The organism is Roseitalea porphyridii, assembly GCF_004331955.1.
GTDB classification, from domain to species: Bacteria; Pseudomonadota; Alphaproteobacteria; order Rhizobiales; family Rhizobiaceae; genus Roseitalea; species Roseitalea porphyridii.
In genome coordinates, this window is sequence record NZ_CP036532.1 from 137,064 (window position 1) to 159,578 (window position 22,515).

24 protein-coding genes are annotated in these 22,515 nt (G+C 66.4%); 15 read left to right on the top strand and 9 right to left on the bottom strand.

The window, feature by feature from the left end; genetic code table 11:
* Nucleotides 1–115: 115 nt before the first annotated feature.
* The 8 genes from E0E05_RS00665 to leuB all read left to right on the top strand — a co-directional run bounded on the left by E0E05_RS00665 (nucleotide 116) and on the right by leuB (nucleotide 5,926).
* Nucleotides 116–1,291 (top strand): NAD(P)/FAD-dependent oxidoreductase, encoded by a 1,176-nt coding sequence (locus E0E05_RS00665; protein ID WP_131614935.1) that lies wholly within the window; start codon nucleotides 116–118, stop codon nucleotides 1,289–1,291.
* A 77-nt stretch (nucleotides 1,292–1,368) separates the two neighbouring features.
* Nucleotides 1,369–1,974, top strand: coding sequence for a 3-isopropylmalate dehydratase small subunit (gene leuD / locus E0E05_RS00670; protein WP_131614936.1), 606 nt, complete (start codon nucleotides 1,369–1,371; stop codon nucleotides 1,972–1,974).
* Nucleotides 1,975–1,986: 12 nt separating this feature from the next.
* Nucleotides 1,987–2,211: a DUF2798 domain-containing protein gene (locus E0E05_RS00675; protein ID WP_131614937.1), complete on the top strand. Its 225-nt coding sequence runs from the start codon at nucleotides 1,987–1,989 to the stop codon at nucleotides 2,209–2,211.
* A 105-nt stretch (nucleotides 2,212–2,316) separates the two neighbouring features.
* Nucleotides 2,317–2,577, top strand: coding sequence for a phosphopantetheine-binding protein (locus E0E05_RS00680; protein ID WP_052287823.1), 261 nt, complete (start codon nucleotides 2,317–2,319; stop codon nucleotides 2,575–2,577).
* Nucleotides 2,574–3,785 (top strand): beta-ketoacyl-[acyl-carrier-protein] synthase family protein, encoded by a 1,212-nt coding sequence (locus E0E05_RS00685; RefSeq protein WP_131614938.1) that lies wholly within the window; start codon nucleotides 2,574–2,576, stop codon nucleotides 3,783–3,785. Before E0E05_RS00680 ends, E0E05_RS00685 begins: the two co-directional genes overlap by 4 nt.
* Before the next feature lie 3 nt (nucleotides 3,786–3,788).
* The gene (locus tag E0E05_RS00690) at nucleotides 3,789–4,166 is read left to right on the top strand and encodes a RidA family protein (RefSeq protein ID WP_131614939.1); all 378 of its coding nucleotides are present in this window, start codon (nucleotides 3,789–3,791) and stop codon (nucleotides 4,164–4,166) included.
* Between the two features lie 3 nt (nucleotides 4,167–4,169).
* Nucleotides 4,170–4,766, top strand: a complete 597-nt coding sequence (locus tag E0E05_RS00695) for a YdeI/OmpD-associated family protein (protein WP_210215741.1) — start codon at nucleotides 4,170–4,172, stop codon at nucleotides 4,764–4,766.
* Between the two features lie 56 nt (nucleotides 4,767–4,822).
* Complete coding sequence (gene leuB, locus E0E05_RS00700) at nucleotides 4,823–5,926, top strand: 3-isopropylmalate dehydrogenase (protein ID WP_131614940.1); 1,104 nt, start codon at nucleotides 4,823–4,825, stop codon at nucleotides 5,924–5,926.
* A 98-nt stretch (nucleotides 5,927–6,024) separates the two neighbouring features.
* Here the strand turns inward: leuB and E0E05_RS00705 are convergent, their stop codons facing one another.
* Nucleotides 6,025–6,537 (bottom strand): hypothetical protein, encoded by a 513-nt coding sequence (locus tag E0E05_RS00705; protein WP_131614941.1) that lies wholly within the window; start codon nucleotides 6,535–6,537, stop codon nucleotides 6,025–6,027.
* 13 nt (nucleotides 6,538–6,550) lie between these two features.
* Nucleotides 6,551–7,216, bottom strand: coding sequence for a hypothetical protein (locus E0E05_RS00710; RefSeq protein ID WP_131614942.1), 666 nt, complete (start codon nucleotides 7,214–7,216; stop codon nucleotides 6,551–6,553).
* A 224-nt stretch (nucleotides 7,217–7,440) separates the two neighbouring features.
* Here E0E05_RS00710 and E0E05_RS00715 point away from each other — a divergent pair, with 224 nt between their 5' ends.
* Nucleotides 7,441–8,475, top strand: a complete 1,035-nt coding sequence (locus E0E05_RS00715; protein WP_131614943.1) for an aspartate-semialdehyde dehydrogenase — start codon at nucleotides 7,441–7,443, stop codon at nucleotides 8,473–8,475.
* 83 nt (nucleotides 8,476–8,558) lie between these two features.
* The gene (locus E0E05_RS00720; RefSeq protein WP_131614944.1) at nucleotides 8,559–9,026 is read left to right on the top strand and encodes a DUF1203 domain-containing protein; all 468 of its coding nucleotides are present in this window, start codon (nucleotides 8,559–8,561) and stop codon (nucleotides 9,024–9,026) included.
* Between the two features lie 9 nt (nucleotides 9,027–9,035).
* Here E0E05_RS00720 and E0E05_RS00725 read toward each other — a convergent pair whose 3' ends face one another.
* Nucleotides 9,036–12,278 (bottom strand): efflux RND transporter permease subunit, encoded by a 3,243-nt coding sequence (locus tag E0E05_RS00725; protein ID WP_131617833.1) that lies wholly within the window; start codon nucleotides 12,276–12,278, stop codon nucleotides 9,036–9,038.
* Nucleotides 12,278–13,438: an efflux RND transporter periplasmic adaptor subunit gene (locus E0E05_RS00730; protein WP_131614945.1), complete on the bottom strand. Its 1,161-nt coding sequence runs from the start codon at nucleotides 13,436–13,438 to the stop codon at nucleotides 12,278–12,280. The genes E0E05_RS00725 and E0E05_RS00730 overlap by 1 nt, the downstream gene beginning before the upstream one ends.
* Nucleotides 13,439–13,624: 186 nt before the next feature.
* On the opposite strand from E0E05_RS00730, the gene E0E05_RS00735 reads away from it, so the two are divergent.
* Nucleotides 13,625–14,242, top strand: coding sequence for a TetR/AcrR family transcriptional regulator (locus tag E0E05_RS00735; RefSeq protein WP_131614946.1), 618 nt, complete (start codon nucleotides 13,625–13,627; stop codon nucleotides 14,240–14,242).
* Between the two features lie 3 nt (nucleotides 14,243–14,245).
* On the opposite strand, the gene E0E05_RS00740 is transcribed toward E0E05_RS00735, so the two are convergent.
* Together E0E05_RS00740 and E0E05_RS00745 are read right to left on the bottom strand one after the other, a co-directional pair.
* Nucleotides 14,246–15,379: a patatin-like phospholipase family protein gene (locus E0E05_RS00740; protein WP_131614947.1), complete on the bottom strand. Its 1,134-nt coding sequence runs from the start codon at nucleotides 15,377–15,379 to the stop codon at nucleotides 14,246–14,248.
* 29 nt (nucleotides 15,380–15,408) lie between these two features.
* Complete coding sequence (locus tag E0E05_RS00745; protein ID WP_131614948.1) at nucleotides 15,409–16,203, bottom strand: 3-hydroxybutyrate dehydrogenase; 795 nt, start codon at nucleotides 16,201–16,203, stop codon at nucleotides 15,409–15,411.
* Between the two features lie 180 nt (nucleotides 16,204–16,383).
* On the opposite strand from E0E05_RS00745, the gene ispG reads away from it, so the two are divergent.
* Both ispG and E0E05_RS00755 read left to right on the top strand, forming a co-directional pair.
* The gene (gene ispG / locus E0E05_RS00750) at nucleotides 16,384–17,634 is read left to right on the top strand and encodes a flavodoxin-dependent (E)-4-hydroxy-3-methylbut-2-enyl-diphosphate synthase (protein ID WP_131614949.1); all 1,251 of its coding nucleotides are present in this window, start codon (nucleotides 16,384–16,386) and stop codon (nucleotides 17,632–17,634) included.
* Nucleotides 17,621–18,496, top strand: coding sequence for a lytic transglycosylase domain-containing protein (locus E0E05_RS00755; protein ID WP_131614950.1), 876 nt, complete (start codon nucleotides 17,621–17,623; stop codon nucleotides 18,494–18,496). Before ispG ends, E0E05_RS00755 begins: the two co-directional genes overlap by 14 nt.
* A 20-nt stretch (nucleotides 18,497–18,516) precedes the next feature.
* Here E0E05_RS00755 and E0E05_RS00760 read toward each other — a convergent pair whose 3' ends face one another.
* On the bottom strand, nucleotides 18,517–19,422 hold the full coding sequence (locus E0E05_RS00760) for a polyprenyl synthetase family protein (RefSeq protein WP_131614951.1): 906 nt from the start codon (nucleotides 19,420–19,422) through the stop codon (nucleotides 18,517–18,519).
* Between the two features lie 119 nt (nucleotides 19,423–19,541).
* Here E0E05_RS00760 and E0E05_RS00765 point away from each other — a divergent pair, with 119 nt between their 5' ends.
* Together E0E05_RS00765 and rpmF are read left to right on the top strand one after the other, a co-directional pair.
* Nucleotides 19,542–20,342 (top strand): biosynthetic peptidoglycan transglycosylase, encoded by an 801-nt coding sequence (locus E0E05_RS00765; protein WP_428977585.1) that lies wholly within the window; start codon nucleotides 19,542–19,544, stop codon nucleotides 20,340–20,342.
* A 140-nt stretch (nucleotides 20,343–20,482) separates the two neighbouring features.
* Nucleotides 20,483–20,665 (top strand): 50S ribosomal protein L32, encoded by a 183-nt coding sequence (gene rpmF / locus E0E05_RS00770; protein WP_131614952.1) that lies wholly within the window; start codon nucleotides 20,483–20,485, stop codon nucleotides 20,663–20,665.
* 91 nt (nucleotides 20,666–20,756) lie between these two features.
* On the opposite strand, the gene E0E05_RS00775 is transcribed toward rpmF, so the two are convergent.
* Both E0E05_RS00775 and E0E05_RS00780 read right to left on the bottom strand, forming a co-directional pair.
* The gene (locus E0E05_RS00775) at nucleotides 20,757–21,599 is read right to left on the bottom strand and encodes a lytic murein transglycosylase (protein WP_131614953.1); all 843 of its coding nucleotides are present in this window, start codon (nucleotides 21,597–21,599) and stop codon (nucleotides 20,757–20,759) included.
* Between the two features lie 119 nt (nucleotides 21,600–21,718).
* Nucleotides 21,719–22,420, bottom strand: a complete 702-nt coding sequence (locus tag E0E05_RS00780) for a YggS family pyridoxal phosphate-dependent enzyme (RefSeq protein ID WP_131614954.1) — start codon at nucleotides 22,418–22,420, stop codon at nucleotides 21,719–21,721.
* Between the last annotated feature and the right edge of the window lie 95 nt (nucleotides 22,421–22,515).

The following is a 22,515-nucleotide window of genomic DNA, read 5'->3' on the forward strand; positions in this document are numbered from 1 at the left end:
GGGCGACCATACGCCCTTCTTGCCGCCGACCCCTGCGGCGCGCAAGGTCCGATCGCGGCTTGACGGCCTCAAGACGAGTGCCGATTGTCCACGCGATGAACCGCTATCGCTCGCCATGGCCCTGACGGCCGACATCGCCATCATCGGCGGCGGCCTTGCCGGCACGGCGACCGCCTGGCACCTGGCCGAATTGGGGTTCGAAGGCACTGTCGCGCTGATCGAGGCCGATCCGACCTTCGCCAGGGCCGCAACCGCGCTGTCGGCCTCCGGCATCCGCCAGCAATTCTCGATCGCCGCCAACATCGCCCTGTCGCGTGCGACCCTTTCGTTCCTGAAACAGGCGCATGAGCGCCTTGACGTGCCCCGGCAATGCGGCCTCGTCGAGAACGGCTATCTCATCCTCGCCTCACAGGCGGGCAAGCCGGCGCTTGCGGCCAATCACGCGGTACAGAGCGAGGCCGGCGCGCCGGTCGCCCTGCTCGATGCCGGTGCGCTCGCGGCGCGCTATCCCTGGTTGAACATTGACGACATCGCCGCCGGCGCGATCGGCGAGCAGGGCGAGGGCTGGTTCGACGCCCTGGGGCTGCTCACCGCCCTGCGCCGCGACCTGAAGGCGCATGGCGCCGCCCGGCTGATCGACGACGCCATCGTCTCCGCGCGGCTTGCCGGTGACCGCATCGCCTCCATCGAACTGGCGTCGGGCGAGACGCTGTCCGCCGGTCGCTACGTTCTCGCCACCGGCGCTGCAGCGGGACGGATCGCCGCGCTTATCGGCCTCGGCCTTCCCGTCGAACCGCGCAAACGCACCGTCTTCTATGTCGAGGCGCCCGAGCACCATCCCGACATGCCGCTGACCGTCGACCCGACCGGCCTTTATGTCAGGCCCGAGGGCGAAGGCTATATCTGCGGCGCGTCGCCGCCCGCCGAAAGCGACGGTCCGGCCGACCCGGACGACTTCGAGCCCGACTGGACACAGTTCGAGGACCGCCTGTGGCCGGCGCTCGCCCACCGCATCCCGTTCTTCGAGCGCCTCAAGTTGCGATCGGCCTGGGCCGGCCACTACGACTACAACCGGTTCGACCAGAACGCGGTGATCGGCCCCGATCCGCGCTGCGCGAACCTGTTCCACATTTCCGGCTTTTCCGGCCACGGCGTGCAACAGGCCCCGGCGGCCGGACGCGCGCTCGCCGAATGGCTGATCGCAGGGCGCTATGAAAGCGTCGACTGCACACCCTTCGGCGTCGAACGGCTGATCGCCGAAACGCCGCTTCTCGAACGCAACATCATCTGATCGTTCCGTCGCAACGGGCGCTTCATTTCCGCGACCGGCTTTGCTAAGCGATCGGCGAACGACGAGAGAAAACCATCATGGAAAAGTTCGACAAGCTCACCGGTGTCGCCGCCCCCCTGCCGATCATCAACATCGACACCGACATGATCATCCCCAAGGATTATCTGAAGACGATCCGGCGCACCGGCCTCGCCAAGGGCCTGTTCGCGGAGATGCGCTATCAGGATGACGGATCGGAGAACCCGGACTTCGTGCTCAACAAGCCCGCCTACCGGAACGCCACCATCCTGGTCGCCGGCGACAATTTCGGCTGCGGCTCGTCACGCGAGCATGCGCCCTGGGCCCTGCTCGACCATGGCATCCGCTGCGTCATCTCGACCAGCTTCGCCGACATCTTCTACAACAACTGCTTCAAGAACGGCATCCTGCCGATCGTCGTCACGCCGGACGAACTCGAAAAGCTGCTCGACGATGCCGATCGCGGCGCCAACGCGACGCTGACCGTCGATCTGGAGGCACAGGAAATCCGCGGGCCCGACGGCGGCGTCATCAGCTTCGACATCGACCCGCACCGCAAGCGCAGCCTGCTGGAAGGCCTTGACGATATCGGCCTGACGCTCGAACGGGCGCCGGCGATCGACACCTACGAAACGAGACTGGCCGAACAGCGGCCCTGGGCCTGAGCGCGATACGCCATGCAGCCTTTCATTCCCAAGAGGCTCGAACCGATCGCGTTCGGTTTCCTGCTGTCGGGCATGATGTCCTGCATTGTCGCCTGCGTCTCCACATGGCTCGCGCTCGGATCGCTCAGCGGCATCCTCGGGGCCTGGCTTTCGTCGTGGGCCGTTGCCTTTCCGGCGGTCCTCGTGGTGGCGCCGATCGTGCGCCGTATCCTCGCGCGGATCGTCAAACCGGCCTGAGTCCGGCCCGGACGGGCAATTGACATTGCACGAACCAGCGACCAGAAGGTTTCGGGGACCATCGAAGCCCGCCCGCCGGGCCACCGCCGTACGAAGGCGATACACATGTCTGACGAGATTTTTGACAAGACGGCACGTATCATTGCCGACAAGATCGAACGTGACCCGTCCGAGATCACGCCGGAAACCGAGCTTTCCACGATCGACATCCAGTCGCTCGAACTGGCCGAGGTGATCTTCGATCTCGAGGACGAGTTCGACATCGAGATCGAGCTCAACGCCGCCGACGCCTGGGAACAGCTCAAGACCGTTGGCGACGTCACCAGCGCGGTACGCGACCTGGTCGAAAAGAGCAGCGCCGCGTGAAACGAGCCCGCATCGTCATCACCGGCATGGGCGGCATCTGCGCCCTTGGCAACGACGCGCCGACGATCTGGTCGGCCATGAAGTCCGGAACGGGCGGCATCGCCCCGATCGACATCCCGGAAAAGGACGAACTGAAGGCCCGGCTCGCCGCGCAGGTGCGCGAACTGCCCGATCACGGTTTCGAGCGCCGCCTGCTTCTGACGACAAGCCGGTTCGGACTGCTCGCCATGATCGCGGCCCGCGAGGCGATCGGTCATGCCGGGCTTGAGGCCGACGGACCCGCCGCCAACAGGATCGGTGCGATCATCGGTTCGGGCATCTTCGGCGGCGACGTCATCGACACCAACTACAAGGCCATCCTGCTCGAAAAGAAGAAGCGGACCGACATCTTCCTCGTCCCTCAGGCGATGCCGTCCTCGCCCGCCGTTCACGTTTCCATGGCCTTCGGGCTCAAGGGACCGGTCTACGGCACCAGTTCGGCCTGTTCGTCGGCCAACCACGCCTTTGCCGCCGCTCTCGACACGCTGCGGGCCGGGCGCGCGGACGTGATGCTCGCCGGCGGCACCGACGCGCCGCTCAATTTCGGTGTCCTGAAGGCCTGGGATTCCATGCGCATCCTGTCGCGCAACGGATGCCGGCCCTTCTCTGCCGATCGCGACGGCCTGGTCCTGGGCGATGGCGCCGGCGTCGTCGTGCTCGAAACGGAAGACCATGCCCGCGCCCGGGGCGCGACCATCCTTGCCGAACTTGCCGGCGCCGGCATGACCGCCGATGCCGGCGACATCGTCGCACCGGACATGGACGGCGCGGCGCGCGCCATGGAACAGTGCCTTGCCGACGCCGACCTTTCGGCTGGCGATATCGGCTATGTGAACGCCCACGGCACCGGCACGCTCGGCAACGACAAGACCGAGACCCAAGCCATCCGCCGCGCGTTCGGCACCCATGCCGACGGCCTTGCCGTCTCGTCGACCAAGTCGATGCATGGCCATTGCATGGGCGCATCCGGCGCGCTCGAGATCATCGCGGCGATCGGCGCGCTGCGCGAAGGCGTCCTGCCGCCCACCATCGGTTACGAGACGCCCGATCCAGAATGCGATCTCGACTATGTGCCGAACGAGGCCCGCAACGCCGACGTTTCCGCCGTCGTCAGCAATTCGTTCGCCTTCGGCGGCTCCAACGCCGTGATCGCCCTGAAGAGAGCCTGAGCCATGCGCAAGCTGATTTCGACCGGATCGCCCTTCGAGGAAACCGCCGGCTATTCGCGCGCCGTCGTCACCGGCGACTGGTGCTTTGTCTCCGGCACCACCGGCTATGACTACAAGACCATGACGATGCCCGACGATGTCGCCGAACAGGCGCGCAACGCGCTGGCGACGATCGACCGGGCGCTCACCGAGGCCGGCTTCGAGCGCGGCCAGGTGGTGCGTGCGCGCTACGTGGTCACCGAGATGGCCCATGCCGACACGGTGTTCCCAGTGCTCGGGGAGTTCTTTGCCGGCATAAGACCGGCGGCGACCATGACCGTCAGCGATCTCATCAAGCCCGAAATGAAGGTCGAGATCGACGTCACCGCCTTCAAGGGCTGAACGGTGGCCGGCGAGACGCTCGACGAGGTCGAGATCGCCGGCGAAGACGACCTGCTTGCCTGGCTCGGCTCTCATCACGATCGCTCGGCAAGCGTCTGGCTCGTCCTGTGGAAGAAGTCCGTTCCCGACCGGTACCTCGACCGCGAGACGCTGCTGCGCGCCCTTCTTCGCTACGGCTGGGTCGATTCGCTGCCTCGCCGGAAGGACGATCGCCGCTCGCTGCTTCTGATCTCGCCGCGCAAGCCCGGCAGTGCCTGGTCCGCGATCAACAAGCGCATCGTCGAGCAGCTCGAAGTCGAGGGTCTGATGCATCCGGCCGGCGCTGCGGTGGTCGCGGCCGCCCGCGCGGACGGTTCATGGTCCTTTCTGGACGATGTCGAACAGGGGCTCGTGCCGGACGATCTGGCCGAAGCGCTGGACAAGGTCCCGCGGGCGCGTGCAAATTTCGATGCCTTTCCCTTTTCGGCCCGGCGCGGCATCCTTGAATGGATCAAGCAGGCAAAGCGCCCCGAAACGCGGTCCAGACGGATCGCGGAGACCGCCAGGCTGGCCGGCCGCAACGAACGCGCGCTGGACTGGAAGGCGGCAAAGGGCCGTTGAGTTGACCGAGCGAACCGCCTAGAAGCGGCCATCTTCCCGCTACGACGAGAACCTTCATGACGACGCGCTCCCTGTTCCTGCTGCCCGGTGACGGCATCGGCCCCGAGGCCATGGCCGAAGTGACCAAGCTGATCGACCATATGAACGCCGCCGAGAACGCCGGCTTCGTCACCGACACCGGTCTTGTCGGCGGATCGGCCTTCGACGCCCATGGCGAAGCGATCTCCGAGGCCGACATGGAAAAGGCGATGGCCGCCGATGCGGTGCTCTTCGGCGCCGTCGGCGGGCCGAAATGGGACGGCGTGCCCTATGACAAGCGGCCCGAGGCCGGGCTGTTGCGGCTGCGCAAGGACATGCAGCTGTTCGCCAATCTGCGACCGGCCATCTGCTATCCGGCGCTGGCCGACGCCTCCTCGCTCAAGCGCGACGTGATCGAGGGGCTCGACATCTTGATCGTCCGCGAACTGACCGGCGGGGTCTATTTCGGCGAGCCCAAGGAGATCGTCGATCTCGGCAACGGCCAGAAGCGCGGCATCGACACGCAGGTCTACGACACGTTCGAGATCGAGCGCATTTCCGGTGTCGCCTTCGAACTTGCGCGCACACGCGCCGGCAAGGTCTGCTCGATGGAAAAGCGCAACGTGATGAAGTCGGGCGTTCTGTGGAACGAGGTGGTGACCGCGACCCATGCGGCGCACTATGCCGATGTCGAACTGACCCACATGCTCGCCGATGCCGGCGGCATGCAGCTCGTGCGCTGGCCCAAGCAGTTCGATGTGATCGTCACCGACAATCTGTTCGGCGACATGCTGTCCGATGTCGCCGCCATGCTCACCGGCTCGCTCGGCATGCTGCCGTCCGCGTCACTTGGCGCGCCGGACGCCGCCACCGGCAAGCGCAAGGCGCTCTACGAGCCGGTCCACGGCTCGGCGCCCGACATCGCCGGGCAGGGTCTTGCCAACCCGATCGCGATGATCGCCTCGTTTGCGATGTGCCTGCGCTATTCGTTCGCCATGACCGACGAAGCGGCGCGGCTCGAAAGCGCCATCGCCAAGGTCCTCGACGATGGCCTGCGCACCGCCGACATCATGGGTGAGGGTGCGCGCAAGGTCTCGACGGCCGAGATGGGCGACGCGATCCTCGCCGCCTATGCCGGCTAGAGCAATTCCCGCGAAAGAGGGAACCGGTCGCGCGCCCGGAACTGCGAAGGTCCGAGGATGTTGAGCGCCCGAGAGACTGAACGAAGAGCGAAGGCGCTCTAGGAAACCAGCCCTTCCGGGCAGGTCGACGTTCGGTCCGAGCGCGCGCCCTGCGCGGTCCAGCCATACCCGGCCTGGATCGACTGCTTGGAAGCATCGGGCATGTCGGTTTCGGGATTGATGGCGTAGAAGTCGAAACAGTTCTCGCTGCGCCGCATGACGACGAAGCAGCCGCCCGTCAGACCCGTGTGGTAGAAGGTGCACAAGAGGTCATCCTCGACGAACCAGTCGCCGCGCGCGGCACGGTAGTCGTCTTCATAGTCCACCTCGCCGTCGACCAGATAGGCTTCGCGCCAACCGGTTCCATCCTGATAGATGCCGCGAAAGACCTTGCCGACGAACGCCGACGTCAGGGCCGCGCCGGTCAGACGCTGCGTGCCGGGCTCGCTGACCGCGCCGGCCGGAACGGCCACACCGGCGAGCATGGCGAGAACGACGAGACCGCGACGGAGCGCACGCACCGCGAGATGGTCCCTGTGCGCCGAGCCGCTTCGAAGCGCCCTGTCGTTCATCGCACGATACTCCTCACTGCCAGGTCGTGTAGCCGATGCTCAATGTCTTCGGCGATCCGGGCGAAATTGCGTTGACGCGGAACTGCGTCACGCGGCCCTCATTGGTTCGCGCGCAGACGTAAGAGCCCGTCGGCATGTCGCCGAGCGAGACGCGGTCGGTCGTCATCCGCGCCGACGAGCAGCCGGCAAGGCCGCGGTTGGAGCGATCGCCGATCCCGATCCGCGCGCCGTTGCGGGGGACGATGTATAGAAGATCGGCCGTCTCCGCCTGAAACCAGAAATCGGCGCCGTCGCTCGTCACGCCGCCCCGGTCGAGATCGAACGCGTAGGTCTGGGGCACGTCCAGCCCACCGGTGGAGAAGGTCCGTGGCGCCGGCGCCGATGCCGTGCATTCGAAGCCGCTGCCTGCGCTGCGGCAGGTGCTGCCCTCGGGTGCCTCGCGCTGCACGCTGCCCGACGACCCGTAGACACAGATCAGCGCCGGCTTGCCGCCGATATCCTGAACCCGGGTCTCCGAGAGCCGGTTGACGATCGGCGTCGTCCACCAACCGCCCGGCAGCGGGTCCGTGATGGTACGGCGTGCCTGATCGAGCGGGCAGGAGATGAACTCGGCCTGCGCGCTGCCGGTCGCTCCGGCCAGCAGGGCCGCGCCGATGGCGAGCTTTGCGATGGTATGCATGGCATGATCCTCCGTCTTGTCGGCCGGACATCGGCCTTTCGGCGAATCTTGCGCATGCCGCCGCGCGGCGATGTTGACTTTCGCACAGTGCTCGACCACAACGTCGCCACCATGCGCATCACGATCAAGAAGACCACCGTGATCTGACCCGTTCCGCCCCACACTCTCCCGGGGGCGGGAAGAGTGGCGCTTGACCGCAAGAGGGGAGACAGGAGACGGGAACCATGGGTTTCAAAATCGCCATAGCGGGCGCGACCGGCAATGTCGGCCGCGAAATGCTCGATATACTGGCCGAACGCGGCTTTCCCGCCGACACGGTCGTTCCGCTCGCCTCGCGCCGTTCGGTCGGCCAGGACGTCTCGTTCGGAGACAAGACGCTCAAGGTTCAGGCACTCGAAACCTTCGACTTCACCGATACCGACATCTGCCTGATGAGCGCTGGCGGCTCGGTCGCCAAGCAGTGGGCGCCGAAGATCGCCGCCAAGGGCTGCGTCGTCATCGATAACTCGTCCGCCTTCCGCTACGACGCCGATGTGCCGCTGATTGTGCCCGAAGTGAATGCCGATGCGGTCGAGGGCTTCACCAGGCGCAACATCATCGCCAACCCGAACTGCTCGACCGCGCAGCTCGTCGTCGCACTCAAGCCGCTGCACGATGCCGCCCGGATCAGGCGCGTCGTCGTCGCCACCTACCAGTCGGTCTCCGGCGCGGGCAAGGAAGGCATGGACGAACTGTTCGCGCAGACGCGTGCGGTCTACGTCGCCGACCCGATCGAGAACAACAAGTTTACCAAGCGCATCGCCTTCAACCTCATCCCGCATATCGACGTGTTCATGGAGGACGGGTCGACCAAGGAGGAGTGGAAGGTGGTCGCCGAGACCAAGAAGATGCTCGATCCGAAGATCAAGGTGACCTGCACCGCCGTCCGGGTGCCCGTCTTCATCGGCCATTCCGAAGCGGTCAACATCGAGTTCGAGAACGAGATCACGGCCGATCAGGCGCGCGACATCCTGCGCGAGGCACCGGGCTGTCTCGTCGTCGACAAGCACGAGGATGGCGGCTACATGACGCCGTACGAATCGGCCGGCGAGGATGCGACCTATATCTCGCGCATCCGCGAGGATCCCACTGTCGACAACGGCCTGAACATCTGGGTCGTCTCGGACAATCTGCGCAAGGGCGCCGGCCTGAACGCCATCCAGATCGCCGAAGTGCTGGTCAATCGCGGCCTGATCTCGCCCAAGAAGCAGGCCGCCTGACCGGTCCGACCCGCCTGCAAGAACCGGGTGGCGCGGCACCGCGCCCCCGGCGATGATTGGTCCCCGCATCCCGGAGACCGATGATGACCTTCCAGATCCACGCCCTGCCGCGCGAGACCTTCGCGCCCCTGTTCGGTCTCGACGAGACCGCGCTCGCCACTCGCCGCGCCGTCTGGCGGATCGCCGAATCCAGCCCCGGCTGGCCCTGCCGCGTCAGTCTGGCGGACGCCGACAAGGGCGAACGGCTTCTGCTGGTCAATCATGAGCATCTGGGCGGGGCGACGCCCTACCGCGCAAGCCACGCCGTCTTCGTGCGCGAGACGGCCCCGCAGGCCCGTCCCGAGCCCGGCGACGTGCCCGACGTCATCGGCCGGCGGCTGATCTCGGTGCGTGCCTTCGACGGCGACTGGATGATGGTCGGCGCCGATGTGGTCGAGGGCGGGGCCGTCGCAGCAACGCTCGAAACGATGCTCGCCGACCGCGCGGTCGCCGAGGTTCACCTGCACATCGCCAGGCCGGGCTGCTATCTGGCGCGCGCGACGCGCGCCTGATCGCGCGGCCTATTCGGCCGCCTTCGGATAGGGGCGCAGATCGTCGGGGAGTTCCTCGGGCGCATCGGGGCGCGGCGCCGGTCGCCGGCCCGGACGTGCTGCGGGTTCCGGTTTCGGCCGATCCGCCGCCCGCTGCCGGTCGATCGCCCTCTTGCGCCGCCAGCGCTTCAGCCGTGCGATCAGGCTGCCCTTGGCAAGGCTTTCATTGTCGCGGGTGAAGATCATCAGCGCCGCGGGCGTCACCACCAGCGTGAGCACGGTCGAAAAGGCAAGGCCGAAGACGATCGCGCTCGACAGCGCGACCCACCATTGCGTCGAGGGCGCCCCGATCGTCACTTCGTGATCGATCAGCGCCAGATTGACGCCGAACGCGATCGGAAGGACGCCGAGGATCGCGGTCACCGCCGTCAGCATCACCGGTCGCACGCGCTCCCGGCAGGTCTCCAGCACCGCCTCCATCTTGTCGACGCCCTTGCGCCTGAGGTGCGCATAGGTGTCGATCAGCACGATGTTGTTGTTCACCACCACGCCGGCCAGCGCGATCGTTCCGATCGCCGTCATGATGATCGAGAACGGCATCTGCATGACAACCAGTCCGAGCAGAACGCCGATCGTCGACATCACCACCGCGCTGAGAACGAGCCAGACATAGGTGAAGCGGTTGAACTGGGCCAGCAGCAACGCAAAGATCAGGAAGATCGCGACGCCGAACGCGTTGCCGAGGAATGCCGCAGCCTCCTCGCTCTCCTGGTCCGAGCCGACCATCTCCCATCTTATGTTGGAGGGGAAATCCATCGTCTCGAGCTGCTCGGCGACCTGCGCCTGAAGCACCGAATCCTGCACGCCCTCGACAAGGTTCGAAGTCACCGTGATGGTTCGCGATCCGTCGATGCGCGTCAGCGTACCCAGCGAGGCCGCCGGTTCGCGGTCGACGAAATTGGTCAGCGGCACGGCGCCCGAGGCGGTCTCGACGCGCAACTCGTCGAGCATCGACAGCGTACGCCGGTCCTCCGGCACACGCAGCCGGATGTCGACGGCGTCGTCCGCGCCTGCCGGCCGATAGTCGGACAGTTTCAGGCCGGTGGTCACGAGCTGCACGACGCGGCCGACCGAATCGGGGCCGAGCCCGTATTTGGCCGCCTCGGTCCTGTCGACCTTGAGCTCCCAGTCGATCGAAAGCGGCGGCAGGCCGTCATCGAGATCGATGACTTCGGGAACCGTTTCCAGATAGCCGGCCACGGCGCGGGCGGCGTCCTCGAGCCCGGTCGGATCGTCCGCCTGAAGCCGCACCTGGATCGGTTTGCCCTGCGGCGGGCCGGCGTCCGGCGTCGAGATCTCGATGTTCACGCCCGCGATATCGGCGAACTGCGTGCGCAGCGAGGTCAGGATCTCGCTGGCCGGCTGGCGTTCGCGCCAGTCGACGAACTCGTACTGGATCGTTCCGACCGTGTCCTCGGTGCCGCCGCCCATGAGCTGCAGGCCGCCCCGGGACGAGCCGGCGCGCGCATAGACCGTCTTGATGCCGGGCCAGTCGAGCAGCCGCTCCTCGGCACGCCGGACGAGTTCGTCCTGCTCCTCGAGCGACAGGTTGCCCCGCGCCTTGACGTACAGAAGGCCATATTCGGGTTCGACCGCCGGGAAGAATTCGACGCCCTGATTGTTGTTGGAATAGGTGTAGACGATCCCGCCCATCAGCCCGGCGACCAGCACCAGCGTGAGCACCGGGAAGCGCACCGCCTTGCGGATCACCGACATGTACATACCGTCCGGCCGGCGCTTCTGCACCGCCGCCCGTCCGACGATCGAACCGATCGTCGGCGCGAAAAGCAGCGCGTAGATGGTGGAAGCCGTCAGCGTCGCGATCAGCGTGATCGGCATGTAGCTCATGAACTCGCCGACGATGCCCGGCCAGAACAACAGTGGCGAGAAAGCGGCGATGCGCGTCAGCGTCGACACGACCACCGGTCCGAACATGCGGCGGGCGGCCTCGGCGAAAGCCGGCGGTGCGGCCACGCCTTCGGCCATCCGGCGCTCGGCATATTCGGTGACGATGATCGCGTCGTCGACGAGCATGCCGACCGCCAGGATCAGGCTGAACAGCACGACAAGGTTCACCGTGTAGCCGGCAAGCGACAGGAACAGGATTCCCATCAGGAACGATGTCGGAATGGCAAGGCCGATCAGCAGCGATGACCGGAAACCGAGATAGAACAGGATGACGATGAAGACGAGGATGACCGCCGTCAGCACCGAGTTCTGAAGATCGTCCAGAAGCGTCCGGATGTTTTCGGACCGATCCTGCGTGAAGGTGATCTCCACGCCCGGCGGCAGCTGGGTCTTGAAGGCTTCGGCTTCCGCCTTCACCGCGTCGACCGTCTCGATCAGGTTGGCGCCGGCGCGCTTGGAAACCTCGATCGCGATCGCCGGCTTTCCGTTCAGCCGCGCCACCGTTTCGCGGTCCTCGAACGTGTTGCGGATCGTCGCCAGATCGCGCGCGCGCACGACCGCGTTGCCGCTGACGGCGATCGGCAGATTGGCGATGTCCTCGACCGTCTCGATCAGCGAGGGAACCTTGACCGCATAGCGGCCCTGGTCGCCCTCCAGCGTGCCGGCGGCTACCAGCCGGTTGTTGGCGCCGACCCCACCGACCAGCGCGTCGAGCTGCAGATTGTACGATGACAGCTTGACCGGATCGATGATGACCTCGACCAGTTCGTCCCGCGCGCCCTGCATGTCGGCGTTCAGAACGCCGCCCACTTCCTCGATCTGGTCGCGCAGGGCCCTGGCGGTGCGCGTCAGCACGCGCTCCGGTGCGTCGCCCGAAAGCGTCACCACGAGGACCGGAAACTCGGAGATGTTGACCTCGACCACCGACGGCTCGTCGGTTCCGGCGGGGAATTCGCCCTTGACCTGATCGACCTCGGTGCGCACGTCCTCGAGCGCCGTTGCCAGATCGGCGCTGGGATCGAACTCGACCACGATGTTGCCACCGCCCTGATAGGCGCTGGCCGTCATCGTATCGACGCCCTTGATGTTCTGAAGCTCGGACTCCAGCGGCCGGATCAGCATCCGCTCGGCGTCCTCGGGCGACACGCCCGACAGCGACAGGCCGACATAGATGACCGGGAACTGGACGTCCGGCTCGGCTTCCTTCGGGATGCTGATATAGGCGAGCGTGCCGGCGATCAGGAAGAACGACAGCGTGACGATCGTCAGCCGCGCATTGCGCACGGCAAGTTCGAGAAATCCCATCATTGGCTCGCCGCCCCGCCCGTCGCTTCCGCGATCAGGCGTTCGATGACCTCGCTTTCGGCCTCGACAGGCTCGACCCGCTGGCCGTCACTGACGAGGTTCTGGCCGACGACGATGACGCGCGCGCCGCGGGGAATGCCGCCAAGCAGCAGCGCATCGGTCGAATCGTCGACCAGGTCAATCGGATAGAACACCACCTGGTCGTCCGCGTCGACAGCGCGCACGCCCAGTTCGCCCGCATCGTTCAGCGTGACGATGGAGCGCGGAACCGGCGTCGCGACCACGGGCTCCCCGCGCAGGATCACCTCGGCGGTCATTCCGGCCGGCACTGCAAGGTCGGGATTGGCCGCCTCGACCTCGACCGTGAAGGTGCGGGTCGAGGGCTGCGCATCGCGGCTGATGTAGCGAATCGTGCCGGTGATGGTCTCGCCGGTGACGAGGCGCAGTTGCGCGTCGCCGCCAACCTCGATCGTGCGCAGATCGCTCTCGTTGACCTCGCCGACCCCGATGATCGGATCGAGAGAGATCAGGTTCGCGACGGGCGTTCCTTGGTTCACCGCGCCGCCGCGTTCGACCATAACCGCATCGACCACGCCGCCGAAGGGCGCGGTGATCTCCAGCCGTTCGAGCTCGGCGACGGTCGCCTCGTACTGGCTTTCGGCAAGGCGCAGCGCCGAGCGCTGCTGTTCGAGCTGCAGACGGGGCAGGGTGCCGTTCTCGACGAGCTGTTCGCGCGCGGTGAATTCGGCCCGCGCCTGTTCGAGCGCCGCCTCCGCGCTGCGCACCGCAGCGTCACGCCCCTCGGGCGCGATCCGCGCGATGGTCTCGCCGGCCTCGACCCGATCGCCCTGTTCGACCGGAAGCTCGGAGATGATGCCGCCGGCACGCGCCGTGATGTCGGTGCGCTTGTCGGCCTGTGTGACGCCCGAGACCCGCACGGTCCGCGTATGATCGATGCTCGGAATGACGGCGACCGCCACCGATTGCAGCGAACGCGCCGCCGCATCCTCATCCGTCGTTGCCGGCTCGGTCTGCTCGACCGGCGCGGACTCCTCGGAATCCTGTCCGGTGGCGCTGCCAACGAAGGAGAAATCGCCCGTCAGGACCCAGGCGGCTGATGCGATGAACACCAGAATGGCCGCATAGCGATGCGCTTTCATCGGAAATTCCAGTCAGTACCTTCTGGCCCCGTGGCGGGACATTTGATCCATCATACGCGCCGACCGTCGTACTGGACCGCGCCGCACACTTTCCGCACTGCACAATATGCCTGTTGCGCAGCGGCATGGAAAGCCCTATCTGACAATTTGACAAAATAACAAAAAATGTCATAAGGTCAAGAGGCCATGCTTCACATCTGTTCGAACGACAAGCGCGGAACCGTCTTGCAGGCGGCCCTCGACGTGTTCATCACCTACGGGTTCCGCAAGACGTCGATGGACGACATCGCACGCGCCGCCGGCATGTCGCGTCCGGCGCTCTATCAGTCCTTCAAGAACAAGACCGAAATCTTCCGCGCGCTCGCCGAGGCGCTGATGTCGGAGGCGGCCCGCAATGCCCGCAGCGGTTTTGCGGTGCCGGGCTGCTTCCGTGACAAGCTGCGCGAGGCGATGGAACGGTCGATTCTCGACATGCATCGCTTCGTCGAGCAAACGGCCCACGGCCAGGAGCTGATCGGCATCAGCGACGAGATCGCCAGCGACATCAGCAAGATATGGACCGATTCGCTGACCGGCGTGATCGCCGAGGGGCTCGCCGGTGCCGAGCGCGACGGGCTCGCCGACCTTTCCCGGTTTGGCGCCGATGCAAAGACCATCGCCCGCGTCTTCGTGTTCGCGCTCGAGGGCCTCAAGGAAGAGGTCAAGAAGGGCAAGCCGATCGAGACCCACATGCATGCCATCATCGAGTTCTTCGCCGACGCGGTGGAGCTGAAGGCCGACACCCGACCGGCAGCGGTTGGCTGAGGGTCAGCCTCTTTGCCCGCCCCCGGCGGCGCGGCTCGCCCGCCTGAGCGCGTCGCGCATGCGCTTGCCGACCGGCTCGCGCTCCGTCGCCGGAAGGATGTCTGCCCGCAATTCCGCACTCAGGTCGAGCGTCGGCCGCACGCCGATATCCTCGAAATGGGCCTCGATGAAGTCCTGCGTCGCCGCCCGGCCCATGTCGCGCATCTCGGTCAGGAACGACCATTCCGCATTGAGCTTGGACGAGGCCGTCAGGCCCTTGACCGCCACGTCGGCGGCGATCCGGTGCATGCGGATGGACCGGTAATCGGTGCCCTCCAGCCGCCCGTCCGCCATCAGCCTCCGCACGAACTCGATCGCCCTGAACTCGCGCAGAAGCCCGGCATTGAAGGTGATCTCGTTCATCCGGTCCTGGATTTCCTGCGCCGTTTGGGGCGTCTCCTCGCGCTCGATCGGATTGATCTGGACGAGCAGGCAGTCCTCGGTGTCCGTCTCGTAGAAGAACGGAAACAGCACCGGGTTGCCGCCGAACCCGCCATCCCAGTAGGGCACGCCGTCGATTTCGACCGCCTTGAAAAGGGTCGGCAGGCAGGCCGAGGCCATCACCGCGTCGAGCGTGATGTCGGTGCCGGTGAACACGCGCACCTTGCCGCTGTGCACGTTGGTCGCCGACACGAACACCTTGAACGCATCGCACGCGTGCACATTGTCGAAGTCGATCTGCCGACCGACCACGTCGCGCAGCGGATTGATGTCGAACAGATTGGTGTCGTAGGGCGAAAAGACCCGGCTGAAGATGTCGAAGAAGCGATAGGTTGGCGAATTCTCGTAGCCGAAATTGCCGAACCACAGATCGGCGGGGGTGCGCTGGATCGGCGAAAAGCGACCCGTGCGCGCCACGCCGGCCCAGAAATCATGCAGGCATTGGCGCGCGCCGTCCGCACCGCCCCTGTGATAGCCGTCGGCAAGCGCCACCGCGTTCATCGCGCCCGCGCTCGTCCCCGAAATGCCCTCGAAGTCGAACCTTCCGTCCTCGAGCAACGCATCGAGCACACCCCAGGTGAACGCGCCGTGCGAGCCGCCGCCCTGAAGCGCCAGGTTGATCCGCCTGGTCTGGGTGCCGTTTCCGGTTTCCGCCATAACCCTTCGATCCCGCGTGCCGGTGCCGGTCAGAGCGCCGTCCAGCCCCCGTCGACGGAAATCGTCGTGCCGGTGATCTGCCTGGCGTGGTCCGAACACAGGAACACGACGGTGCCGCCCATCTCCTCGACGGTGGCGAATTCGCGCGTCGGCTGGCGCTGCAGCATGACCTTCTCCAGCACTTCCTCCCGTCCCATGCCGTGCGCCTTCATCTGGTCCTCGATCTGGTTCTCGACGAGCGGCGTCAGCACATAGCCCGGACAGACCGCGTTGCACGTCGCGGCCACCTTGGCCTCGGCGAATTCGAGCGCGACGGTCTTGGTCAGTCCGACGATGCCGTGCTTGGCCGCGATATAGGCGGACTTATAGGGCGAGGCGGTGAGGCCGTGCGCCGAGGCGATGTTGACGATCCGGCCCCAGCCCTTTTCCTTCATCATAGGCACGGCGGCGGCGGTCGTGTGGAATGCCGACGACAGGTTGATCGCGATGATCGCGTCCCACTTGGCGGTTGGAAACTCCTCCACCGGCGCCACGTGCTGGATGCCCGCATTGTTGACCAGGATGTCGACCGAACCGAATTTCTCCGCGGCCTTTTCGACCAGCATACGCGCCTCGTCCCCGTTGGAGAGGTCGGCCTTGACGTAGACGGTGCGGTTGCCGTGCGCCTCGGCGATCTCCCGCGCAAGGCCGTGGTCGTCCTCACTGTCCGTGTAGGAATTGAGCACCACATTGTGGCCCTCGGCGGCGAGTGCGCGCGCGATCCCGAGCCCGATGCCGGAATTGGATCCGGTCACGACAGCAGTCTTGATGTCTTCGCTGGCCATGGCTTCCCCCGTCTGGCGCCGTTCATTGCGCCGCAACATAACCGGGGCGCCGCGCCCTGTCATCGCCGCGGACGCGTCGAACGCACGGTTTTCGTTCTGCAACGACACCGATCGGCCTGCGGTGATTGCGGGCACGGCGCCGAGCCGCTAAAACCCGACACGAACGGACAGGATTTCACCATGGACTATCTGTCAGCCCCCCTGCCGCGCCGCAGATCGGTCGCCGTCAATGTCGGTGGCGTGACCGTGGGCGGCGATGCGCCGGTCGTGGTCCAGTCGATGACCAACACCGACACCGCCGACATCGACGCCACCGTCGCCCAGTGCGCGGCTCTTCACAAGGCCGGCTCGGAAGTCGTCCGTATCACGGTCGATCGTGATGAGAGCGCGGCGGCGGTTCCGAGAATCCGCGAGCGCCTGCTGCGGCTCGGCCACGATGTGCCGCTTGTCGGCGACTTCCACTATATCGGCCACAAGCTGCTCGCCGATCACCCCGCCTGCGCCGAGGCGCTGGCCAAGTACCGGATCAACCCGGGCAATGTCGGTTTCCGCGACAAGCGCGACCGCCAGTTCATCGACATCGTCGAAATGGCGATCCGCCACGACAAGCCCGTGCGCATCGGCGTCAACTGGGGCTCGCTCGACCAGGAGCTGCTGACCCGGTTGATGGACGAGAACCAGAAGAAGGGCTTTCCGATGTCGGCCGACGAGGTGACGCGGGAAGCGATCGTCCAGTCGGCGCTGCTGTCGGCCGAGCTTGCCGAGCAGACCGGCCTTGCTCGCGACAAGATCCTTTTGTCGGCTAAGGTGTCCCGCGTTCAGGATCTGATCGCCGTCTACACCGACCTCGCCGATCGCTGTGACCATGCGCTGCACCTCGGCCTGACCGAGGCGGGCATGGGATCGAAAGGCATCGTCGCCTCCTCGGCCGCGCTCGCCATTTTGTTGCAGCAGGGGATCGGCGACACGATCCGCATCTCGCTCACACCCGAACCGGGCGGCGACAGGACGCGCGAGGTTCAGGTCGCCCAGGAACTGCTGCAGACGATGGGCTTTCGCCAGTTCCTGCCCGTGGTCGCGGCCTGCCCGGGTTGCGGACGCACCACCTCGACCGTCTTCCAGGAACTGGCGCGCAAGATCGAGGACGATCTGCGCCGCAACATGCCGGTCTGGCGCGAGAAATATCCCGGCGTCGAGGAACTCAAGGTCGCCGTGATGGGCTGCATCGTCAACGGTCCGGGCGAATCCAAGCACGCCGATATCGGCATCTCCCTGCCCGGAACCGGCGAGAGCCCGGCCGCCCCGGTCTTCGTCGACGGTCGCAAGGCCGCGACGCTGCGCGGCGACGACATCGCGGCCCAGTTCGAGGCCATGGTCACCGACTATATCGAGGCCCGTTTCGGGCGGGGCGGCAAGGATGCGGCGGCCTGAGACGTCCGCCTGCGGTGTCTGCCTCGCCGCATTGACGGCCGCGCTTATCTGTTTCGGACCCGTAACGGGCCGCACTTTTCAGGGCACATCGCCGGAGGATGTCGGCCACGGTGCGATCTGTGGGCTGATCGAGCGCGAGGCCGAGCGCAATGGCTTGCCGCCCGCCTTCTTCGCCCGGCTGATCTGGAAGGAAAGCCGGTTCGACCCGCTCGCCGTCTCGCCGAAGGGCGCCGAGGGCATCGCCCAGTTCATGCCCGCCACGGCCGCGCGGCGGGGTCTGTCGAACAGTTTCGACCCGGCCGAGGCCGTGCCCGCCTCGGCGACCTATCTGGCCGCGCTGCGGCTGCAATTCGGCAATCTGGGCCTGGCCGCCGCAGCCTACAATGCGGGCGAGGCGCGCATCGACCGCTGGCTTGTCGGCGCGTCCTCGCTGCCGCTCGAGACAGAGGACTATGTGCGCGACATCACCGGCGAACCGGCCGAGGTCTTCATCGAGCGCCGACGCCAGGTACGCGACGAGCCGCTGGAGCCGGGCAGGCCCTTCGCGGAAGCCTGCGTGCGCATGGCGTCGATCGCCGGCGCCGGGCTGGCCAGCCTGGTCCAGGGTCCGCTGAAGCCGTGGGGCGTGCAGGTCGCCGGAGGCTACAAGCGGGCCGCCGTCATGCGCCGTTGGGACACGATCAAGCGCCGGCACGGGTCGCTCATCGCCGGACTGCCAGCCACGGTGAGCCGGCAAAAGAGCCCGCTCGGGCCGAAGCCGATCTATGCGGTCCGGATCGGCGCCGATTCCCGCACCGAGGCCAACGTGATCTGCAGCCGATTGCGCGCCGTCGGCGAATCCTGCGTCGTCAAGCGCAACTGATACCGGCAATTCGGTCGGCGTCAGGAGGACCGGTCCGCGATGAACCGCGCCGCGCCGCGAAGCACGGCGGCCCGATCGCCAAAGGGTGCAAGAAGCTCTTCGGCCTCGCGCACATAGGCGTCGAGCCGTTCGCGCGCCCAGTCGACGCCGTGCATCGCGACAAGCGTCTTCTTGCCGGCCGCGGCGTCCTTGCCCGTCGCCTTGCCCATCGTCTCGCTGTCCGCGGTGACGTCGAGCAGATCGTCGGCGAGCTGGAACGCCAGGCCCACGATCTCGCCAAACCGGTGCATGCGCGCCCGCTCGCGGTCGCCGGCGACAATGGCACCGGCCTCGCAGGCCGCGCGGATCAGCGCGCCGGTCTTCATCGCGTGGATCGCCGTGATCGTCTCGCCGTCGGCCGCCATCCGTTCGTGCACCAGATCAAGCATCTGGCCGCCGGCCATGCCGCCGAATCCGGCGGCCCGCGCAAGCAGGGCGACGAGATTCCGGCACCTTCCATCATCGCCCTCCGGGTCGCCCGAGACGGCCAGATCGAACGCCAGCGTCAGCAGCGCATCGCCAGCGAGGATCGCCGTCGCCTCGTCGAAGGCGATATGCACCGTGGGCTGTCCGCGCCGCAGCGCGTCATCGTCCATCGCCGGCAGATCATCGTGCACGAGCGAATAGCAATGGATGCATTCGAGCGCGGCTGCCGGTCCGATCGCGGCCTCGTCGCGTCCGCCGAGCAGCGCGCTCACCTCCATGACCAGGAACGGCCGCAGCCTCTTGCCGCCATTGAGGACGGCATGGCGCATCGCCGCGACCAGACGTTCGGGCCGGGCAAATTCACCGTTCGCCGGCCTGGTCGAGAGCGTCCGGTCCAGATGCGCCTCGATCAGCGCCGCGCGCGAGGCCAGCGCGCTCCGAAAAAGTTCATGATCGTTCATCGCTTGCTTTTGGCGTTTTCGCGATCGATCTGCAATAAGCGGTCGGAGCGGCAGGGTTCCGCCGCAGAACCAATCGACGGCGCGGTGCCGACGCGCACGCAGGATCAGGACCGACGGCGGTGAGCCCAGCACGGACAGGACCGAAGACCGATCGCCGCAAGAGGCGCAGCAGGGCCGGGGGCGAGGACACGGGCGCGCCGACGAAGCAGGGCCGTGGCCGCAAGCGGCGCCTCGGCTTTCTGCGCCGACGCTGGGTCTTCTACCCGCTTCTGACGCTTGTGATCATCTGCGCGCTGCCGTTCGTCCTCACGCTGATCTATCGGATCGATGCGGTTCGGCCCGTCTCCACGCTGATGATCGCGCGCGCCGTCACGGGAGACCCGGTCGATCGGCGCTGGGTGGAGATCGACGACGTCGCGCCGCGTCTCTACCAGTCCGTCCTGATGTCCGAGGATGGCCAGTTCTGCTCGCACCACGGCATCGACCTGCGCGAACTGCGAGCGGTGATCGATGATGCTCTCGAAGGTGAACGCCCGCGCGGTGCATCAACGATCACCATGCAGACGGCCAAGAACCTGTTTCTCTGGAGCGGCCGGTCGTTCGTGCGCAAGGGGCTCGAAATGCCTCTGGCGGTCTGGATCGACCTCGTTCTTCCCAAGCAGCGGATCATGGAGATCTATCTGAACATCGCCGAATGGGGTCCGTCCGGCCAGTTCGGTATCGCCGCCGGCGCCGACTATCATTTCGGCCGCCAGCCCGACGGGCTTTCGGCCCGCCAGTCCGCGCTCCTTGCGGTCACGCTCCCCAATCCCCATGTCCGCGATCCGGCAAGGCCGACCGCCGATCTCAACCGCGTCGCCGATGTGATCCAGGGCCGCGCCGCCCAGTCGGGCGGCTATGACTGGTGCCTGCCGGACTGAAACACGGACAATTTGGGCCGAACCCCCTTTTCCAACCCGCACCGATGGTGTATGGCCCGGCCACTTTTCCGCGCATGTCGACCAGACAGCCGCCGGTCACCGGCGCTATCGGCGATTGCGCACGATCCGGAGTAAGACACATGGCTGTACCCAAGAGGAAGGTCACGCGCTCGCGGCGCGGCATGCGCCGCTCGACCGACGCGCTCAAGAACCCGTCCTATGTCGAGGACAAGGCGTCGGGCGAACTGCGCCGGCCGCACCATATCGACCTGAAGACCGGCATGTATCGCGGTCGTCAGGTGCTGGCGCCCAAGGAAGACTGACATCTGCCATGACGGCACGAAAAACCCGCGCCTGTACCGACAGGCGCGGGTTTTGTCGTTGTCACCGGCGGGGCAGGCCCGCCTCGACCGTCTACTGGTCGATTAGGCTCGCCGCATAGGCGATCGCCCGCTGATAGTTGCCGCTGTCGTTCCAGGCCGAAAGAACCCGGAAATTGCCCGAGCCCTGCGTGTAGGGCTGGCCGCCGCGCCAGCCGTTCCGGCGCAGCATGTTCGCGGCCGTCGCCAGCGCGTCGGCCGCATTGTTCGGATCGGCGCGGCCATCGCCATTGCCGTCGACGGCGAAGCGTACCCAGTTGCCGGCCAGAAACTGCATGTGGCCCAGTTCGCCCGAGGGGCCGCCCCGGCTGTTCGCGGAAATGATCCCGCGATCGACGAGCTGCAGCGCTGCGATCGCGTCATCCTCGAAACGCGGATGGCGACGGCAATAGGAGGCGAGCGTCACCGCCCCGCCGACGATCGGCGTGTCGCCCGTATAGCCACCCCAGGAAGTCTCGTAGCCCCAGATCGACACGAGGATCGAGCCGGGAACGCCGTAGCGGCTCTCCAGCGACCGGAACAGCGAGGCGTTCTGGTTCAGCCGGCGCTTGGCGTTCGACACGAACGAATTCACGCTCGAAAAGCGCGCCGTCAGGAACTGCTCCGGGCTGCGGTAGCGCGTGCCGGTCTGCGATGACGGGTTGGATTCAAAACGCCAGGTGATGCCCGAAAGCCGGGCCTGCTGCAGCGCCTGCATGCCCCGCTGACCGACCCCGGCCGACGCCGCCTGCTGGGCGAGCGACTGCTTGTAGGCGTCGAACTGCCCCTGGCTGGTGATGCAACGCGCCGCAAGGGCTTTCGTCGTGATGGCTTGCGTCGTCAAAGTCGCGCTGGCCAGAAATGCGATCATCCCCAGTTTGACCCATTTCGGTGTCATTCCATTTCCTCCTGTGCAAAGGATCGGCCCGGCAAGCGCGGCCGGTGCGCCCCGCGCGAACACTGTCGGATTCGCGTCCGAAAGTCAGGCAAAAAGACTGACAAAACGCGAAAAGACTTTCAGCGCGCCCCGAAAATCGCCGATCCGACACGCACGCTCGTCGCGCCGAAGGCGATGGCCGTCTCGAAATCACCCGACATGCCCATCGAGAGCATGGGGACGCCACTCTCCGACGCCAGCTTCTTCACGAGCGCGAAATGCGGGCCGGGGTTTTCGTCGACCGGCGGAATGCACATCAGCCCCTCGATCCGCAGGCCCAGCTTGTCGCGGCACAGTGTCAGGAAAGCGGGCACGTCTGCGGGCGCGACGCCGGCCTTTTGCGGTTCCTCGCCGGTGTTGACCTGAACATAAAGGCGCGGCGTGCGGCCCTGCTTGTCCATTTCCCTGGCAAGCGCGCGCGCGATCTTCTCGCGGTCGACCGTTTCGATGACGTCGAAGAGCGCCACCGCATCGGCGGCCTTGTTGGACTGCAGCGGCCCGATCAGATGCAGTTCGATATCGCCGTAGCGTTCGCGAAGCTCGGGCCACTTGCCCTGGGCTTCCTGCACGCGGTTCTCGCCGAAGATGCGGTGGCCCCGTTCGAGCACCGGCACGATCGCCTCGGCGTCGAACGTCTTGGTCACCGCCACGAGCGTGACGTCACCGCCCGGCCGACCGGCTGACCGTTCCGCCTCTGCGACGCGCCCGCGCACCGCATCGAACCCGCCAGCGGAACCTTCGTGACCGGCCAATCCGTCCTCGTTCGGCTCCAGCTGACCCATTTCCCGGCGATCTCCGTCCCGCGGTTGACCCTGTGCGCGTTTGGCGGCATGACACCGGCGCGCCGTCGCCCTTCAAGTGCATGGGCGCGCTCCGA

Excerpts from the sequence above, each read along its gene's own strand:
- E0E05_RS00680 (WP_052287823.1), top strand. The coding sequence starts at position 2,317 with ATGTCTGACGAGATTTTTGACAAGACGGCACGTATCATTGCCGACAAG.
- E0E05_RS00735 (WP_131614946.1), top strand. The coding sequence starts at position 13,625 with ATGCTTCACATCTGTTCGAACGACAAGCGCGGAACCGTCTTGCAGGCG.
- E0E05_RS00705 (WP_131614941.1), bottom strand. The coding sequence starts at position 6,537 with ATGAACGACAGGGCGCTTCGAAGCGGCTCGGCGCACAGGGACCATCTC.
- E0E05_RS00775 (WP_131614953.1), bottom strand. The coding sequence starts at position 21,599 with ATGACACCGAAATGGGTCAAACTGGGGATGATCGCATTTCTGGCCAGC.
- E0E05_RS00725 (WP_131617833.1), bottom strand. The coding sequence starts at position 12,278 with ATGGGATTTCTCGAACTTGCCGTGCGCAATGCGCGGCTGACGATCGTC.
- E0E05_RS00740 (WP_131614947.1), bottom strand. The coding sequence starts at position 15,379 with ATGGCGGAAACCGGAAACGGCACCCAGACCAGGCGGATCAACCTGGCG.
- E0E05_RS00715 (WP_131614943.1), top strand. The coding sequence starts at position 7,441 with ATGGGTTTCAAAATCGCCATAGCGGGCGCGACCGGCAATGTCGGCCGC.
- E0E05_RS00755 (WP_131614950.1), top strand. The coding sequence starts at position 17,621 with ATGCGGCGGCCTGAGACGTCCGCCTGCGGTGTCTGCCTCGCCGCATTG.
- E0E05_RS00675 (WP_131614937.1), top strand. The coding sequence starts at position 1,987 with ATGCAGCCTTTCATTCCCAAGAGGCTCGAACCGATCGCGTTCGGTTTC.
- E0E05_RS00745 (WP_131614948.1), bottom strand. The coding sequence starts at position 16,203 with ATGGCCAGCGAAGACATCAAGACTGCTGTCGTGACCGGATCCAATTCC.
- E0E05_RS00710 (WP_131614942.1), bottom strand. The coding sequence starts at position 7,216 with ATGCATACCATCGCAAAGCTCGCCATCGGCGCGGCCCTGCTGGCCGGA.
- leuD (WP_131614936.1), top strand. The coding sequence starts at position 1,369 with ATGGAAAAGTTCGACAAGCTCACCGGTGTCGCCGCCCCCCTGCCGATC.
- E0E05_RS00720 (WP_131614944.1), top strand. The coding sequence starts at position 8,559 with ATGACCTTCCAGATCCACGCCCTGCCGCGCGAGACCTTCGCGCCCCTG.
- E0E05_RS00780 (WP_131614954.1), bottom strand. The coding sequence starts at position 22,420 with ATGGGTCAGCTGGAGCCGAACGAGGACGGATTGGCCGGTCACGAAGGT.
- rpmF (WP_131614952.1), top strand. The coding sequence starts at position 20,483 with ATGGCTGTACCCAAGAGGAAGGTCACGCGCTCGCGGCGCGGCATGCGC.
- E0E05_RS00665 (WP_131614935.1), top strand. The coding sequence starts at position 116 with ATGGCCCTGACGGCCGACATCGCCATCATCGGCGGCGGCCTTGCCGGC.
- E0E05_RS00760 (WP_131614951.1), bottom strand. The coding sequence starts at position 19,422 with ATGAACGATCATGAACTTTTTCGGAGCGCGCTGGCCTCGCGCGCGGCG.
- E0E05_RS00730 (WP_131614945.1), bottom strand. The coding sequence starts at position 13,438 with ATGAAAGCGCATCGCTATGCGGCCATTCTGGTGTTCATCGCATCAGCC.
- ispG (WP_131614949.1), top strand. The coding sequence starts at position 16,384 with ATGGACTATCTGTCAGCCCCCCTGCCGCGCCGCAGATCGGTCGCCGTC.
- leuB (WP_131614940.1), top strand. The coding sequence starts at position 4,823 with ATGACGACGCGCTCCCTGTTCCTGCTGCCCGGTGACGGCATCGGCCCC.
- E0E05_RS00690 (WP_131614939.1), top strand. The coding sequence starts at position 3,789 with ATGCGCAAGCTGATTTCGACCGGATCGCCCTTCGAGGAAACCGCCGGC.